The following is a 16337-nucleotide window of genomic DNA, read 5'->3' as shown; positions in this document are numbered from 1 at the left end:
TTACCTCAAAATTCGCATAGTCAAAGGATAGCGATAATGTTCTCCATGATAAGCTTTGATACCAGCAAATGTAACTAAAAATGATTGTAATAAAAATAAGGCAATAATTAAAAATGTCCAGACTAGAAGTAAACCATCTAAAACTGATTTGACTTCATTTACTGCACCATTAGTTGTGATGGCAATACCACAGCTACCCAGTACGAGTAGTAAAGAAAAAATAATCACCACCAAAGTATAAAAAGTTAATGAAATTTGAAAGTTTAAAGATTCTCTACCTTGAAAATCAATCCAAGGATATTTAGCTTTTTTCAGTCGCCAAATGACGAAGGGTAATAAAATATTCAACGGTAAATATAAGGGAATGCCCAGAAAAACCAATCCAAATAACAATAGCCATGCTGCTAAAGCCGAAAGATGACATAACATCGCCCATGTACGCATTTGTTTTTGGACTTGTTTTCTCATGGCTTGTGAATGAGGAGATGGATAAATAGAATTTCTATTTACCACACTACCTTTAAACTAGCAGGAGAAAAGTTTAAAATTTGAGTATTTCTCGCTCATAGTTTTCTGGTAAAGGTTCTACTTCCCAGACGATACCTTCTCCTGGTTCTAAAGCCACTTCGACAAACAGTTGTTCGACTGCGGTTGTAGCTATATCTTCGTTGTTGGGAAATGGCTGTAAGTCTTCTGTCAGCAGGCGCAGTTTAAAACCGCCGGGAATGGCTGCGCCGACTGTAGCGTGACGCAACTCAAACCGCCAATAAGGTGAGTCTGGTTCGCCTTGGGGTGTAATAGTCAGTTCGTAGATTTGTCCGGCGATCGCTAACTGCCGTGATATATTTGCCTCAGTTTGCCTATCTTCGACACTCCGCGCCGCCGCACTTAATTCTAAATTCCACAGTTCCCAACCAATTGCTTGGGCAAGTTGTGATACACCACTTTCTAACCATTGCAACACAGAACGCTGTTCTGGTAAATTAATCCGGCGTTCATATAAATTTTGTCGCCAACCGCTATGTTCAATTAACCCACCCCACAATTGAAAAGGAATCGTTAACCGAGGGGTGATGACTTCTGCATTGCTGAGGCGATTAATTAAGTTTTGGGCTTGGGCTTGTGGTAGGGTGGGAATTGCTGCAACGGTGGTGCGTGTCGGTTCGGACGTGCAGAATTCTCGCGCCACAGCTAAAACACTGATATCCGTAATTATCTCACTAGCGTTCAGAGAATAGGTGCGATCGCCTGGATCATAATTACCCTGCTGCTTTAGTTGCGTATGAGTACAATAACCCCAAATCCTGACATAACCTGCATCTGGTTCTACTTGCACCGCCAAATAATAATCTCCCACCCAACTCGGTAAATCTATCCATTCTTGGGGTACACGTAATTCACTGCAATCAATATTTTCACTGGGAACCAAGATAAACCTTGTTGCATCTACTGTAACAGCAGTTCCATTTACCAGTTCCCAAAAACTGGATAATGCAGTGGTAGTTGGCCAAACCTTTGCCTGTGGTGTAAAGTCCTCCTGTAACCAAGGTAAGACAGCATTCAGGCAAAGTTCATTCAAATAAGCTTGATATTCCGCACTGGAATAAGAAAAAGCCTGACTACCTTGGGTAAATTCGGGAATCTCTAAAATTAAGTCTGTAGAATTAGCAACAGTAAAAGTCATAGCGGTTTCTCCAGGGAAAGGTTTGGCTTGTTTTGGCGCTACTAGGGAACATTCTCTTTCCCGCACAGGCTACAAAGAATTTAGCTAGAAGATGGACTGTAGTAATTTTGTAGCCATTCTTCCATCACAGCACTCATACTTTTAAGTAAGTCTGATGTCAGAGAAATATGCAGGCTATCTTGGCACCAATTAGCTAAAGACCGCAATAAAACCTCCTTAGCTTTCGTCAGTCGTCGGGAAACAGTATACTGCTTGATATCTAACTGTTTGGCGATCGCATCTTGATTGAGTTGCTGGGCGTAGTATAGTTGCAATATTTCCTGAATTTGCGCTTCTAATTGGGCGATCGCAGTTGATAATACTTGGTTAATCTCACCTTGCTGTTGGCTTTTAGTTTGGGCTTCTTCTTGGGCGATAATTTCGTTAATTAACGATTCTTGTGTCCCTGGTAAATTATCCAGTAACTCAAATCCATCATCACCGCCTAGAGAAACATTCAGAGAATCGGGGGTGGGATAAAGATATTTGCGGACAGCTTTTGCTGCACTGAGTAACCATTTTTCCAGAGTTTGGGAATTAGCAGGCTGGGTAGTTTGGGAATTGTATAATTTTGCGATCGCGTTCCCAAGTAGTATCATCTGGGCGAGACAATTGGCGAGAATTACCTGCTTTGCTGGGGACATACAAAGTTTTAAACCCATTCCAAGCCAAAACATAGGCGTGAATTGTTTCAGGAGATAAACCAGCATTTTGCAAAGATTCTACCAACCGCTTTTGACTGGTTTTGCGTAACAAACCCCAATCGCTACAGATATCAACTTCTTGACGCTGACGCAAAGTTTCGCGGATAGCAGTACTAAAAATCAGACTGGCGTAGTTTTTTAAGGTACTGCTTTGGGAAGGATTAAAGTTTTTTAAGACAAGTTCAACTTGGGCGATCGCAATTTGGAAACAATCAGATAATTTAAATTGGTTACTGGCGAAAGCTGCACAGGTTTTTTGCGATATCCAATAACAAGGTTCTTGTAAATAAGCTGTGAGATGTTGTTTCGCTAAAGCTGCGGCGGCTGAATCTTGCCAAAACTTATACCAATACAGTACCCAAAAATATTCCGAATTTTCTTTTGGTATTTGCTGAAGACAACTTTGGATGCTGCGACGCAAGCGTGATTCCGTCGCCCACCGACTGAAGCGATCGCCTTCAAACTGCACAAAAGTTGAAAAAATTTCAATAATGCTTTGTCGAGGTTGCATAAAAAAATTACACGCCGACCGATAAAATAACGAAGCCTGCACAAACTTTACTACAAGGCAATTGCATAATGTTTCGCTAGATTAGGAAATTTTGGACAATTTTTATCCGGTTTAAGGGGAGTACCAATAGAACAAGTAATTGGTAGATGCACCCTGATAACTAATTCCCCTGGCTGGTTTATACCAACTGGGGGATTTTTTTTCGGCTAAAAAATAAGTGGATGCGATCGCACCCACTCCGAGATATGGCATTCCTATTTGATATGTGACCAACAGAGACAAGGGAGATGTCACTATCACCTGTTATGTAACTTTCGCCGCGATGGATTTCTGCGTAAAGGTACAACTTCAGCTTCGTTACTTTCCCTGGCTACTCGAATTAGCAATGCGGCAGCAACTAAACTAGCAATCATCGAATTACCACCGTAACTAAACATTGGTAAAGGTAAACCTGTAGTTGGTAAAGCGCCTGTCGCAACAGCGATATGTAATAAAGATTGTCCAATCATGACAATTGTGACACCGATCGCCACTAAGCGATTAATTGGGTTTTTGGCTTTCATTGCCACAATTAATCCTAAAGTGGTAAACACTGCTAACATCAGCAGCAGGGCGACACCACCCGCGAAACCAAACTCTTCTGCGAAAACAGCAAAAATAAAGTCAGTATCTTGAATGGGTAAGAAAAATTGTTTTTGCTGCGAAAAGCCATAGCCAGCGCCCCAAGTTTGTCCAGAACCAACAGCGAGTAAACTTTGAACTAACTGATAGCCATCGCCTGTTGCATCTGCCCAAGGGTTGAGAAAAGACATCACCCGCTTGCGCTGATATTCTTTGATGCTAATACTGAGTACGGCTAATAATACTCCGCCTATTGCTGTGCCAGCTAAATATTTATAAGGTAATCCAGCCGCTAAGGCAATTAGCCAAATTGTCATCCCGCAAAGTGCAGTTGTACTCAAGTTAGGTTGGGCGAGAATGCCCAAAAGTACCAACCCAAAAATTACCAGCCAAGTCAAACGCACTCGCCACGGTATTTGTTCCCATTGTCCAAAAAGTCTGGCACTTTGCAACACTAAAAAAGGTTTGATTAATTCTGATGGTTGGATGGGGATGGGGCCAAGGGCTATCCAACGCGCTGCATCAAAAGCTTTTTTACCTAAACCTGGAACAAGGGTAACGAAAATTAACAGTAAAAACAGTCCTAAAAACCAATGGGATACCCGCAAAATTTTGCGTAACGGCAGATTCACAATAAAGTTGAAGGCTATTAGCGAAACTAACACCCAGATAATCTGACGTTTGAAGTAATATAATCCGTCACCTTGACGTGCGTCGGCAACTGGGTAAGATGCTGAATACAGCACAATTAACCCAAAAAATAACCAAATCAAGGTTAACCAACGCAGCAACCGCGCCTCTACAGCCCAGCTAGTAACAGAATTATCAAAAATGGGAATCAGTCGAGTTAGATTCACGATGAATTACAGGTAATGCTTAAAAGTTAAGGTATAAACTCATAACTTATAACTTATAACTCAAATTTGTCTTGAGAGTACCGCAACTTTGGAAGCCTAGCCCCGACGAATGGAATTCGCGGCTATAAAAACAAAGTCCGCCTACGCGGACTAAAAAAAATCAAGGTTTTTGAATTGAACCCGCGCAGGCGGGTTTTGTCTGTGTAGCTGCGACTTCAGTCGCTTGGTGCAAGATGTGAATAAACGGAGTTTGTTCGCACAAACCCAGATAAAATCAGGCTGTTCATAGTCTAGAATGCAAATTTTACTTGTTCTATCCTGACTTTTTGAGGTTTTGTTAGATATTCATCCCATAGTGGGCATATTAGATATCAAGCAATTAGTCTCACAACAGGGTAAACCGTATGTTAACGATACAGTGGCAGGACGAAATTACATCATTGCAGCAAAGCTTGAGACGTGAAATTAATAAAATATCAGATAGCTCGGAAATTAATATCATCAAGCATATTTGCATTAATAACCTAAAATCAAAGTTGGAAAGATTGGAAGAAATAGAGAAAATTCTTAATATTGAAAAATATAAAACTGTTTTTATTGGAACTATTGGACAAGGAAAAACAACAGCTATCTGTCACCTTTTTAATTTAATAGGTGAATTTAAAGTTTCTAAAACTCTTGGTGGTAAAACTAAAGATGTAATCGAAACCAAAGAATTATTATCTACAGGGGCAGGAAGAACAACTATTTGTGAAGTAGTTCTCAAAGCATCTGAAAAAACTTACATAGAGATAGAGCCGTATACAGTAGACGAGATGGAAAATCTCATATTTGAATTTTGTGATTTTATTGCCAATAAAGATAATTTGCATTCAGAAAATAAAACCATTATTTCTCAAGAAATTGAAAGAGCTATTAGAAATATAACTGAAATTAAAATTACTTCTAAAACAGTTTATGATGGTGATAATAAGAGTATCTCTAGAACTGATCTAGGTAAGGTATTATTTGATGAATTAGGACTAGAAGGACTAAAAAAAATCGCTTTGAATAATGCAAACCTTGAATGTAGAACTTATAAGATAATAGAATTTGATAATCAAAGTCAAGAGAAAGAATGGATAAAAAATACTTTTGCTGCTATCAATAGTGTTCAATTAAAGGAATTTGCTATACCAAAGAAAATATATCTATATGTCAGTAATAATATTTTATCTGGCTCAAATTTATATCAGTTCGATTCAGTTGTTGACACTAAAGGACTGGACGAAAATCCCATTCGTCAAGACTTGCAGAGATATATTGATAGTCAGGACACTATCTGTTTATTTGTAACTCCCTTCAATGCTGCACCTGAAGCTAATATTGCGAAACTGATGGGTTATCATCTGACATCAAAATCAAAAGAATTTCATCATAGATTTGTAACTTTAGTGCTACCTCATAAACATGAGCCTGAAAAAACAAATGGAAGTGACGGTAGTTGGGATTTAGGTATTCAAATTAAAAAAGAAGAAATTCAAGCTACATTTAGACATCTGAATTTAGATTTCTTTCCAGAAAATATCTTGTTTTATGATTCATTACGATATTATCGTGATGATATTGTCAAATTAAATGATATCTACGATGAAGAAGATGTACAGGCTGATAAAAATGAATTTATCAAAGCTATCGCAGACGTAGTAAAACGTAGGCGCAATATTTTATTAGACGAAATCAAGAGTATCAAAGACAGCTTTGGAAAAATCAAAAATGGTGATACTTTGACAGGCGCAGAAACTCAAGCAATTGAAAATGCAGTTCAAAATATCAAGAGTTGGCGAGAACTAGGTAAAAGAGTGCCTAGTTTTGTTTATCAAGATTTTGTTGATAAATACCTTGAATATTACCGTACTACTTATAAAGCATGGAACACAAAACATGCTATTCATAGAAATTTTGGTTATTATGAGCCAAGAGATATAGATATTTATTATGATGCGAAAGTCTTTGCCGAAGGAATATATGAAGATGAAATGTTGAAGAAATTTACTAAGGAAGCAAAGCTGGAAATAGAAAATGTTTTATATGAGCTTATATCTGCACATGAATCTTTAAAAACACTTATTCCTGAACTAGTAAAAGAGTTTTACATATTATATGATGACTTTATATATGAGGTAGGTACAGCAATTGAAAAGGAACTAACAAGAAAGTTATCACCCCACAGTGAAGATTCACCATTTTGGAAAGCTTTAATTTCGGAAAAAGGGAAAGAAAAGAAAAAAGGTGAGACATTTGCAGGAAATGTATGTGAAATATTTAAACGAGAGCTTGAATTTGAAGGCAACTTAAATAAGTTTTTCCAGAGTAAATCTGAAGAATTTTGGAAAGAGCTAATTAATAAAGTCTTAGCATTCTTTGGACAAAAATAGAAAATTGCAGTAACCGATTAATACCTTGTTTGGGACACAGATATATTGTGTCCCTAAAACCATTTGATTTACATAGATAGTTATTCAATATTATGACTAGTTTGAATCAAGAAATCCAGGGAAAGCTAGATATCTACTTTAAAAAGTATAGACAACAATATACAAAATGTTTAGTTAGGGGAATAGAAATTTCAGTTGATGGTAGGCCAGAAGAGTTGGTCAGACAGATATTTATTCATTTTCTGATTAATCAAAGTGAGTTATTAACCGAAAAAATCAATATTAAAGTTGAATCAAATAATCATGATATAGAAATATATAAAAGTCCGAAAAATAATAACTTCCGACCACATCAAAATCCTGTAATGATTGTAGAAGTAAAACGAGAAGAGGTGAACTTACAGAATCATTATAGTCAGATACAAAGATATTTAACGAAGGCTGGTTGCGATATAGGTATTTTATATAACTATCATGAAATTATTGGTATAAGCAGGAAGAATCATGATTTTGAATTTAATCGTCTGAATAGCTTACAAGAAATTCAGAAATTGATTTTGCATAAAATCAATCAAATTGATGATGGTTTATTAGAATTTGGCGAAGCTCAAAATGGAAATTTTCAAAGCTTTTCTTACCTAATAAATAAGTATGGCAGATATACAACTAATACATTCATATTTAAACTTAAAAACCAGCCAAATCAAGTAGAAGGATATTTATTCAGTATTCAAAACAATAAGGTTTATTATAAGATATGTGGTCAGTATTCTAAAAAACAACTAAGTTTTGATAGTCAGGATTTTGAAAAACTAATTTCTATCATTTATTGATAAATTTCAGTTGTCATCGTTTTACGCTATTTTTCTACAAGCTTGAATTGTCTAGTGCGTGTGCGTAGCTTATCAATTGCCTGCGCTCGCGCCATCTATTTCTATTGACGACTGGTAAAGTAAATTGGATTGAATGCTTGATGTAGATATTTAAAAGAAATTGCTCATTATCATGAACTGCTATGATTAGCAGGGCTTTTATTTTGCCAGTCTAGTCGGTTAAGACGATAAATAAAGCACTCATCCTCACCGAACCTTCGGTATTCAACAAATTGGAAGCCTAAACGTTCATAAAAGCGGTGAGCGCGGGTATTATTGGCAAGCGGATCAATGATTACAGCTGCTACCGATGGCTCGGCAAAACATCGAGCCAGGGCTAACTGCATCATTTTTGTTCCATAGCCTTTGCCTAAATCGGCCTCCTTCCCAATCCAGATATCGATAGCCCGAAGATTTTCTGCGACATCTCCCCAATAATGGCTTTCCTCACGAGCCGGATCGATGATCTGGATAAATCCAATGGGACGATCATCGATTTCAGCAATCAATTGCTCTCTCCAATCAGGGGTTTGTTCAAGTTCTACTTCCCAGTTCCAGTCATCGTTAGGATCTGAGGCAATTACATGAGGCTGTTCATCCCAGTGTCGTAGCAGATCCAAATCAGCAGAGGTGGCAGAGCGTAGGTTAATCACAACTTCCTTGAGCTTCAAACTTGTTGTACCTTTGACTATTTTCGCTGTATCAACCAGCGATCGCAGGTGTAACAGTGAATCACACATGGCCATTGATTCTGGCTTGGCTAAAACTCTATCCTAAGCTTTTGCAAGATTGCTACCACAAGGTTAGTTTCCAGAGGAATTTCAAGCTGAAATGTAGTGTAGTGCTTGGAAAGTACCGTTAATATAACTTGGTATAGACAAATTTTCTACCAGTTCTATTCTGTCTAGAAGTGTGCTGACGGTAGTAATTGCCTGTGGTAGATTCTTTACCCTGTAAACTTGATTAGCTCTTTTGGCTTGGCGATCGTACAATCTTTTAAAGGCAAATGCTACCAAAGGTACACCGACAGCCGCACATTCGTAAACTGTATTGTATCCTGCACCCCCAACAACAACATCAGCAGCTGCTAGACATTCAATTCCTGGATGGTGTGATATCCATAAAGCTTCGGGAATATCTGTGGGACAATTAGCAGCTAAAATTCTGACTGCACAATGGGGGAAATTTTGCTGTAAGTGCAGGGTAAGTCGGGCAAAGAAAGATAATTCTGAAGCGTTCCCGGCTGCACAAACTAGAATTGTTGGGATATCTGGGTTAACTTTGAAAATATGCGATCGCACACTCATTTTATCTGGTAATTCTTCACAATTGCGAATTAACCAAGGGGCTGTATGCTGCACATTTGGTAAGTCAGCTAAAGGTAAATCTTGCCCTTCGCCGGGAACAATTACTTTATCGTAGTTCTGGGCGACAAAAGACCGCAAATTTTTAGCAGTTACATAGTCTGGGCTAATATCTCGATGAATTAAAATGCGGGGTATGGGTTGCAACTGCGGTAAGATGTCTGCTAATTCACCACCTAAGCCTCTAGGAAATGTGTCTATAATTAGGCGATCGCATTGAGTATTTAGGATAAATTCTCTTACTTGCTGACAAGTTGCAAAAAAACCAGCCTGTTCAGAAATGTAGTTTACTATGCAATTTTCATGATTGATTTTTAAGGCATAAGGACTGTTAGTGATAATCGTAACTTTTCTTTCTTTGGCGGCAATTCTCCCCAAAGCCAAAGCCCGATTTAAATGTCCCCAACCACCCCCAAGGGCGTAAATTAACCAAGTGTTTGTCAATGGTCATTTGTTATTTGTTATTAGCTAATAATTATTAACCCTCATCTCTTCATATTCAACTTGCTCCCATATTGGTTTCAAAATCACTATCTCTTTCTGCTTCAAAACTTATGGCATCAGCTTCGGTAAAATCTACATTACCTGTTTCGGGGTCATAAGAATAGTGATCGCGGTCATGATAGTAGCTACTACCCCAATAACGGTAACTACCATATTCGGGATAATAGGCATAATCATCATCATAAGACGCATTACAGTCAGGGCAGTTGGTTCTATCAGTGCGTCCACAACGGCGTTTAAATAAAAAGCCTACCATGCGATCGCACTCTCCTAGATTTGCAAAGTTGACGACAATTTCACAACTGCCGATTTGAATGCGATCGCCATTTTGCAAGATACCATTAGTTAACTGAGTATCGTTAATTTTGATGGTATTAGTTGTACTTTGGTTAATAATTGTTAATTCTTGATTTTGCCAGTCAATTAAAGCATGGTAATCTGCAATTAAGTCATCCTCGATAACGATTCGAGAAACTCTTTGTTCATTAATTTGCTGTGGCATAGCATCAAATTGTTTGCCAATAGCCACTGGGGTTTCTAAGACTGGTTCTGGGCGATCGCCTGTATTTGGATCTATCCAAGTTAGCTGTATTTGCAAAGTCTATTGTCCTCCTGTTAAATTGACAGCATAAGCCAAAGCTGCTTGCTGTTCGCGGTTGAGAACATCAAAACCAAAACAAGTAAATGCAATTGGTGAAATGCTTGATTTGGTATAAAACACAGTTTTACCCGCTGGATTTCTTAAAGCCGTCTTACCTTCTTTAATTCTGACTTGATAAACTAGCTGTTTATTAGGGTTTAAAATCTCGATACCTTTATCATTTGATTTAATCCGATAAACTAATTTTTTCCCTGCATCTTCTAGGCTATAATCACCGTTATTCTGCTTTTTGAGACTATATAAACCCTGGTTTTGGCTGGATTCTAACTTCCAAGAGCCTTTTTCCGTTACGACATAACCCAAAGTTTTATCAGCAGGATTTTTAAATTTAACTTTACCAGATTTTTCTGATTTAATTCTCGCTATTTCTTGCTCTTTTCCATCAACTAATTTAGCTCCATCTTCTTGCTGCTTAAGTTCAAATAAATCCGTCCCAGTCTCTGTTTTAATTTTAATTTTATCAGTCCGAGTGGCTACATTAGTCGTATTTTCAGCCACAGGAGGACTATTTACTTGATTCGGCTGTTTTACAGTCCTATTATTTGTATTGCTACAACCTAAAATAGCGGTAATTAAAAAAACTAAAGTTGCAATTTTTAAAACTCTATTTTTCATAAATTTAGTTTAACTTTCTTCATTGTTGTCAGCAAAATTAACTCGTTCATAAATATCACTCAATGCAATTTCAACATTAAGTGTTTGGATAGATAAAGATGCTGATTGAGTTTCGGTTTCTGTAAATAACCATTGACCTTCAGCCGTTTTAACATACTGCATAACATGATAGTTATACTGATCAATTAAAATATATTCTTTAAATTCAGGAATTGAGCGATAATAAGCAAATTTATCACCTTGGTCATAGTTTTTAGTTGATTTTGATAAAACTTCAGTAATTAAACAAGGGTTCATCACAGTAGTTGTATTTGTTCCTGTATAAACAGGCTCTCCAGCAATTACCATTACATCTGGATAAGTATACTGGCGATATCGAGGAATCCATAAACGGACATCACTGATATAGATTTCATAGTCTTGACCCCTCAAAGCAAACTTTAAGTAAGCATAGAGATTGCCTGATATTTTATTATGATTAGTAGTACCACCAGTCATGGGAATAATTTCTCCATCACGATATTCATTCCTAAATTCTGCTTTTTCTTCCAGTTCTAAATATTCTTCAGGTGTGTAATGGTGTTGTTTGATTTCTAACTGCATATCTCACCTGCTTTCAAGTTGGTTTAATCATTATCAATCTATTGTAATATCTTGATAACTAGATATGGCATTTTATTTGATAGGTGAACAAGGGAGACAAGGAAGATAAGGATGACTGGGTGGACAAGGAAGAGAGATGTCTGTCGATTATTTAAGATTGCTATATTACTTATTTAGACAAAGCCTTTGCTAGATTTAGCACTTGATAAAGACTTAAAAACATTGCTGTAACTGTTTGATAAATTTCATTTTGATTATCAGCTACATTGGGTGCTATCCTCACTGCAAGCTGCATGGACTTATCTGTTAGTCTTAAATTTCTCAGATTAGATAATTTAGGTAATTTTAATGCACCATTTACTTCATCTTTTAAAACTTTGATTGCGCCATAGCGACGCTGAGAATAGGCCATATCTAAGTGAATATCTAATCCGCCAGACTTAATTTTTGATTTATATTTACTTTTACCACTGCTACCACGTTTCCAGCCATACTGCTTTTTAGATAAAGAAGTAGCAGATAAATCAAAGCGAGTCTTATCTAGAAAATGTCCTGCAATTTTCATCCATTCATGTTGATAATTATCTATTTGCCAACCAGATTTGCTAGGGTGGGGTGTGGTACTGATTTTATGCTCATTTTTTTCGGTTATCTTAAAAGATAGATACAAGTTGATAGTTGCATTTGCATCCATATCTCTTGATATCATTTGTAAGATTCTTTGTGTAGACTGGTAGCGATAATTAATCACGTTGGTTCTGCCGAATTTTAACCGCTTGACCAATGCTAAAATAAGAGCGATCGCCAGGACAAAAACTACTAAAGTTAATAAGAGTATCAGCATCCCTAATAATTGAGCATTAGGTATAATAATGGAGCCAAAAATTATCAAAGCAACAGCAATTAAAATTCCCCAAAAGTAATTTAATGCCTTTTTGCCATATTCCTTTTGTTTCAGTTCTGCTAGGTGATCAATCTCTGCTATCTCTTGCAAATCAGCGATTACTTGCTTAATTGGTGCTTGGGCTGTATAAGTCAAGTTTTGCCGGAATTGTTGTACATCAATAGGCATAATTATTTACAACTAAATCAGCTTTAGTAAAATTTATTTCGTTTTTATTAAAAAAAGTAATTTTTAAATTAATTTCAACATTTTGAAATATTTTTTAATGATATACAAGTTACGAAAAATCAATCCACTCCAGATGCAGAGTTGACAGAGGTATGAGAGTTTGAAAAGTTTTTTGTATAATTCATAAAAAATTATTTTCCATCTATATATTTATGCAGCAATCAAAAATAGCTTATATTTCTTTCGATACTGTACCAGCGCCAAAGGGAGCAGCAATTCATATTACAGCTTTTGCCCAAGCTTTAGGAACTGCTTTTGAGGGCATTCAGTTAGTAACAGTTTCACCAACAAGAGAATGTATAGATAGTGAAGAAATTTATCCGCAGGTTTTTCAAACAACGTTATCAGCTTGCGGCGATAATTTGATTCAGCGAATTTTGAATTTTCGCCATTTATTAAGGTTATGGTTACAAGACAAGCAATTTCAAGTTATACATATCCGGTCAATTTATGAAGGCTTTGTGATTGCACAAAACAAACAGCAATATTGTCAAAAATTAATGTTTGAAGTGAATGGGTTGCCTTCTATAGAACTAAAATATCGCTATCCAAATGTTGTTGATGATCAAGAGCTTTTACATAAGTTATATACTCAAGAGCAAATTTGTCTAGCAGCAGCAAATTTAATTGTCACACCCAGTAGTATTACCTCGCAATATTTACAAAGTCGAGGTGTATCAGGTAATAAAATTCAAGTGATTCCTAATGGGGTAGATTTAGATGTGTTTACCTACTCTGGAAAAAGCCAAAATTTAAACAATCAATCTCTCAGGCTAATATATTTTGGTACCTTGTCACCGTGGCAAGGTGTAAATTTAGCAATTGAAGCTTTAGCTTTAATCAATCGCGAGATTCCTGCTGATCTAACGGTAATTGGGCAAGCCAGAAATGACCAAATTAAAGAATTAAAACAACTGGCTGTTAAATTAGAAGTTGCTGACTATCTGAAAATATTAGAACCAGTATCACAGCAAAAATTAGTTCAATATATTCACCATGCTGATGTGATTGTGGCACCTTTAACACCAAACGATCGCAACTTAATTCAAGGCTGCTGTCCACTGAAAATTTTAGAAGGAATGGCGACAGGCACACCTGTAATTGCTAGTGATTTACCAGTAGTGCGAGAATTAGGCGAAGATGGCGTACATTTTTTGTTAGTTAAACCCAGTTCCGCCAAAGCTATAAAAGATGCAGTCTTGCGCTTGCAAAGTGAACCAGAATTAGCAGTGTATCTCGGTGCTAATGCCAGAAAGCGAATAGAACAGTATTATACTTGGCAACTGGCAGGTGAGGCTTTAATTGCAGCTTATACCGAGTTGGGGGTTGAGGAAGGGGGATAAGGGAGACAAGGGGGACAAGGTAGTTTGCTGATTTGATTTTGCATTTTTACTTTTGACTTTTGACTTGATTTTACCTCTGGTTTTTTAAAAGACGATCAAGTACAATTTGCAGTCGCTGTTGTTCTTGAGCAATAGAATATTTTTTGAGGATGCGATCGCGTGCAGCTTGAGTAATTTGAGATTTGATGGTGCTGGGCATTGTCAAACATTCTAAAACAGCTTCACCTAACTTATGCAGTTGCGATCGCGGCAAAATAAAACCATCTTCACCATGTGTAATTACTTCCGCAATACCCCCCGCATCACTAGCAATACAGCAGCAACCACAAGCCATTGCTTCTAAAAGTGCATTAGGCATTCCTTCCCACAATGAAGGCTGGAGATACACATCACACAATTGCAAATGTGCCGCCACAACTTGAGTATCAGGCAAATGTCCCGTCACAATAATTCTTTGTGCATGTTCTGGATGTTGAGTTGCATAAACTTGCAATGCAAATTCCTGGGAAGCCCGCACTTCACCGATAATTAATAAACAAGCTGGACGCTGATTTCGTACCGTGGTTAAAGCATTTAATAAAAATTGCTGTCCTTTCTTTTCCCGCAATTCTCCACAAAATCCCAATACTACTTCTTCTGGCGCAATTCCTAAAGATTCCCTACTAATTTCTCCTACTGCCGACTGGGGGGCAAAAACTTCTGTGTCTACGGCATTTTTCAACACCAACACATCATCCCTCCCACTCAATAGCTGAATTTTGCGCGACATATCAGCACTCACCGCCGTAATTACTTGAGTGTGTTGTAGCGTCCATTGCAAACGGGCAAAATCTCCAGGGGGAAACATTTCTTTATCAATATCATTACCACGGGCGCTAACAGTGCTGGCTACTCCTTGCATTCCCCCAAACCAAGTTGCTAAAAAACCACTTGGAAATACATAATGTCCCCACACTGCATCATAATGCCAACAAGAATGCAACCATTCCAGTACATTCAAAGTATGAGGCATAGTCATATCCCAATTACGGTATAGCCCAATACGATAAATACGGGATTTGCCATCTATACTTTCCGGTGGTAGAACTTCCCCCTGTTGCAGATAACGACTCCAGGTAACAACATCAACTACTACACCCAACTGACAAAGCGTTCCCACCAACCTTGTCGCACTCCTAGCCAAACCCCCCACATCAGGGGCAAATCTTTCTGTAATTAATAGCAACCGCTTCATAAAAACTCTATAAATCTTGGCATTGCAATAGCACAAATTTATGAATACACCGAAATATCAAGAGATTTCTTTTATTTCTTGATTTTGTGGCATAAATTTATTGAGCCTGGGCGATAGATATTACAGCACAGTCCTGAACACTAGGTATAACATTATGACTCACACCACCCAGAGAGTAGATGATTTTGGCATCACGTTACCCATCACTCAAGCTGCTTGTAAAATGGCGGAAAAATTTGCCCATCAACAACCAAACTCTGCCAAAGCAGAACAAGTAAGATTAAATACATTGGCTGTCTGGGTGGTAAATGAGTATTTGCAATTCATGGAAATTCCCACCAACCTCAAAGTTAGCGATAGTTGGAACCCGATAATGCAGTTATGTAGTAACGTCGCTGACCTAGAAATCACCTCTGTCGGTCGTTTAGAATGTCGCCCAGTCAAATTAAATGAACAAGCTTGTTTGATTCCGCCCGAAACTTGGGAAGACCGAATAGGTTATGTAGTGGTGCAAGTAGATGAATCACTCCGTGAAGCTCATATATTAGGGTTTATGCGGAGTGTGAATAATGAATTTTTACCATTGCATCAACTACAACCTCTAGAAGCATTAATTGACCGCATCGCCCAATTGCAAGCTTCTCCCGCTAAAGCTTTAGTAAATTTAAGCCAATGGTTTATCGGTCAAGTGGATGCAGGCTGGCAAACCGTGGAAGCTTTAAGAGAATTGTTAGATTCTAGACCTAATTATGCTTTTCGTGGTAGTGTAACCACGGAAGAATCATTTCAGTCACAAACTACTAAACGAGCAAAACTGATTGATTTGGGTATTCAAATTGCTCATCAACCCTTAATGTTGATTGTCGAAATTAGCCCAGAAGAAAATCAAACCAGTATCCGTTTGCAACTGCACCCCACAGCTAATCAAGTTTATTTGCCAGAAGGTGTAAAACTCACTGTATTAGATGAATCAGGTGCAGTATTTTTAGAAGCCCAAGCCCGGAGTGCAGATAATTATATTCAATTGCAATTTCGGGGAGACATTCAAGAACAATTTAGTGTCGTAATTTCGTTAGATGATATGAGTGTTAGAGAACAATTTATTATTTGAAAAAACAGGCTAGTACAACAAGGCAAAAGTAAAAAGGTGAGCCATTGCGGTGGACGGGTTTCCCG

General features: G+C 37.6%; 15 protein-coding genes and 1 pseudogene. 4 read left to right on the top strand and 12 right to left on the bottom strand.

Annotated features, from left to right (window positions below):
• The 5 genes and pseudogenes from ACX27_RS03590 to ACX27_RS03575 all read right to left on the bottom strand — a co-directional run bounded on the left by ACX27_RS03590 (nucleotide 1) and on the right by ACX27_RS03575 (nucleotide 4416).
• Nucleotides 1-468: a DUF4870 domain-containing protein gene (locus tag ACX27_RS03590; RefSeq protein WP_062288529.1), complete on the bottom strand. Its 468-nt coding sequence runs from the start codon at nucleotides 466-468 to the stop codon at nucleotides 1-3.
• 73 nt (nucleotides 469-541) lie between these two features.
• Nucleotides 542-1684 carry a DUF1822 family protein gene (locus tag ACX27_RS03585; RefSeq protein ID WP_062298117.1) on the bottom strand — a complete coding sequence of 381 codons (1143 nt, stop codon included), beginning with the start codon at nucleotides 1682-1684 and terminating at the stop codon, nucleotides 542-544.
• A gap of 80 nt (nucleotides 1685-1764) precedes the next feature.
• Nucleotides 1765-2938, bottom strand: a pseudogene (locus tag ACX27_RS03580) (sigma-70 family RNA polymerase sigma factor).
• Nucleotides 2939-3049: 111 nt separating this feature from the next.
• Nucleotides 3050-3232, bottom strand: a complete 183-nt coding sequence (locus ACX27_RS31500; protein WP_144427390.1) for a hypothetical protein — start codon at nucleotides 3230-3232, stop codon at nucleotides 3050-3052.
• 2 nt (nucleotides 3233-3234) lie between these two features.
• The gene (locus tag ACX27_RS03575) at nucleotides 3235-4416 is read right to left on the bottom strand and encodes an FtsW/RodA/SpoVE family cell cycle protein (protein ID WP_062288527.1); all 1182 of its coding nucleotides are present in this window, start codon (nucleotides 4414-4416) and stop codon (nucleotides 3235-3237) included.
• Nucleotides 4417-4820: 404 nt separating this feature from the next.
• Here ACX27_RS03575 and ACX27_RS03570 point away from each other — a divergent pair, with 404 nt between their 5' ends.
• Together ACX27_RS03570 and ACX27_RS03565 are read left to right on the top strand one after the other, a co-directional pair.
• The gene (locus ACX27_RS03570) at nucleotides 4821-6833 is read left to right on the top strand and encodes a hypothetical protein (RefSeq protein WP_062288525.1); all 2013 of its coding nucleotides are present in this window, start codon (nucleotides 4821-4823) and stop codon (nucleotides 6831-6833) included.
• A 92-nt stretch (nucleotides 6834-6925) separates the two neighbouring features.
• Nucleotides 6926-7666 carry a type I restriction enzyme HsdR N-terminal domain-containing protein gene (locus ACX27_RS03565; RefSeq protein WP_062288522.1) on the top strand — a complete coding sequence of 247 codons (741 nt, stop codon included), beginning with the start codon at nucleotides 6926-6928 and terminating at the stop codon, nucleotides 7664-7666.
• Nucleotides 7667-7836: 170 nt separating this feature from the next.
• On the opposite strand, the gene ACX27_RS03560 is transcribed toward ACX27_RS03565, so the two are convergent.
• The 6 genes from ACX27_RS03560 to ACX27_RS03535 all read right to left on the bottom strand — a co-directional run bounded on the left by ACX27_RS03560 (nucleotide 7837) and on the right by ACX27_RS03535 (nucleotide 12524).
• Complete coding sequence (locus ACX27_RS03560) at nucleotides 7837-8445, bottom strand: GNAT family N-acetyltransferase (RefSeq protein ID WP_235526479.1); 609 nt, start codon at nucleotides 8443-8445, stop codon at nucleotides 7837-7839.
• An 81-nt stretch (nucleotides 8446-8526) separates the two neighbouring features.
• The gene (locus tag ACX27_RS03555) at nucleotides 8527-9513 is read right to left on the bottom strand and encodes a glycosyltransferase (protein ID WP_062288519.1); all 987 of its coding nucleotides are present in this window, start codon (nucleotides 9511-9513) and stop codon (nucleotides 8527-8529) included.
• Nucleotides 9514-9568: 55 nt separating this feature from the next.
• Entirely contained in the window at nucleotides 9569-10171 is a 603-nt protein-coding gene (locus ACX27_RS03550) for an FHA domain-containing protein (protein WP_062288516.1), read from the bottom strand.
• A gap of 3 nt (nucleotides 10172-10174) precedes the next feature.
• Nucleotides 10175-10849, bottom strand: a complete 675-nt coding sequence (locus tag ACX27_RS03545; protein ID WP_062288513.1) for a hypothetical protein — start codon at nucleotides 10847-10849, stop codon at nucleotides 10175-10177.
• 9 nt (nucleotides 10850-10858) lie between these two features.
• The gene (locus ACX27_RS03540) at nucleotides 10859-11452 is read right to left on the bottom strand and encodes a Uma2 family endonuclease (protein ID WP_062288511.1); all 594 of its coding nucleotides are present in this window, start codon (nucleotides 11450-11452) and stop codon (nucleotides 10859-10861) included.
• A 169-nt stretch (nucleotides 11453-11621) separates the two neighbouring features.
• Nucleotides 11622-12524 (bottom strand): hypothetical protein, encoded by a 903-nt coding sequence (locus tag ACX27_RS03535; protein WP_062288508.1) that lies wholly within the window; start codon nucleotides 12522-12524, stop codon nucleotides 11622-11624.
• 212 nt (nucleotides 12525-12736) lie between these two features.
• On the opposite strand from ACX27_RS03535, the gene ACX27_RS03530 reads away from it, so the two are divergent.
• Nucleotides 12737-13927, top strand: a complete 1191-nt coding sequence (locus ACX27_RS03530) for a glycosyltransferase family 4 protein (RefSeq protein ID WP_062288500.1) — start codon at nucleotides 12737-12739, stop codon at nucleotides 13925-13927.
• 70 nt (nucleotides 13928-13997) lie between these two features.
• Here the strand turns inward: ACX27_RS03530 and ACX27_RS03525 are convergent, their stop codons facing one another.
• A complete protein-coding gene (locus tag ACX27_RS03525; RefSeq protein WP_062288497.1) occupies nucleotides 13998-15161 on the bottom strand; it encodes a glycosyltransferase in 1164 nt (387 codons plus the stop codon).
• 154 nt (nucleotides 15162-15315) lie between these two features.
• Between ACX27_RS03525 and ACX27_RS03520 the strand changes: the two genes are divergently transcribed.
• Nucleotides 15316-16272 carry a DUF1822 family protein gene (locus tag ACX27_RS03520; protein WP_062288494.1) on the top strand — a complete coding sequence of 319 codons (957 nt, stop codon included), beginning with the start codon at nucleotides 15316-15318 and terminating at the stop codon, nucleotides 16270-16272.
• The last annotated feature ends 65 nt before the right edge of the window (nucleotides 16273-16337 follow it).

The organism is Nostoc piscinale CENA21 (assembly GCF_001298445.1).
In the GTDB taxonomy this organism is placed as follows: Bacteria; Cyanobacteriota; Cyanobacteriia; order Cyanobacteriales; family Nostocaceae; genus Nostoc_B; species Nostoc_B piscinale_A.
Note: the sequence above shows the minus strand (reverse complement) of the source record. Positions and strands in the feature narration are given on the sequence as shown.

Coding starts and splice junctions, on each gene's coding strand:
- ACX27_RS03570 (WP_062288525.1), top strand. CDS start 4,821: ATGTTAACGATACAGTGGCAGGACGAAATTACATCATTGCAGCAAAGC.
- ACX27_RS03590 (WP_062288529.1), bottom strand. CDS start 468: ATGAGAAAACAAGTCCAAAAACAAATGCGTACATGGGCGATGTTATGT.
- ACX27_RS03545 (WP_062288513.1), bottom strand. CDS start 10,849: ATGAAAAATAGAGTTTTAAAAATTGCAACTTTAGTTTTTTTAATTACC.
- ACX27_RS03520 (WP_062288494.1), top strand. CDS start 15,316: ATGACTCACACCACCCAGAGAGTAGATGATTTTGGCATCACGTTACCC.
- ACX27_RS03540 (WP_062288511.1), bottom strand. CDS start 11,452: ATGCAGTTAGAAATCAAACAACACCATTACACACCTGAAGAATATTTA.
- ACX27_RS03525 (WP_062288497.1), bottom strand. CDS start 15,161: ATGAAGCGGTTGCTATTAATTACAGAAAGATTTGCCCCTGATGTGGGG.
- ACX27_RS03535 (WP_062288508.1), bottom strand. CDS start 12,524: ATGCCTATTGATGTACAACAATTCCGGCAAAACTTGACTTATACAGCC.
- ACX27_RS03560 (WP_235526479.1), bottom strand. CDS start 8,445: ATGTGTGATTCACTGTTACACCTGCGATCGCTGGTTGATACAGCGAAA.
- ACX27_RS03585 (WP_062298117.1), bottom strand. CDS start 1,684: ATGACTTTTACTGTTGCTAATTCTACAGACTTAATTTTAGAGATTCCC.
- ACX27_RS03530 (WP_062288500.1), top strand. CDS start 12,737: ATGCAGCAATCAAAAATAGCTTATATTTCTTTCGATACTGTACCAGCG.
- ACX27_RS03565 (WP_062288522.1), top strand. CDS start 6,926: ATGACTAGTTTGAATCAAGAAATCCAGGGAAAGCTAGATATCTACTTT.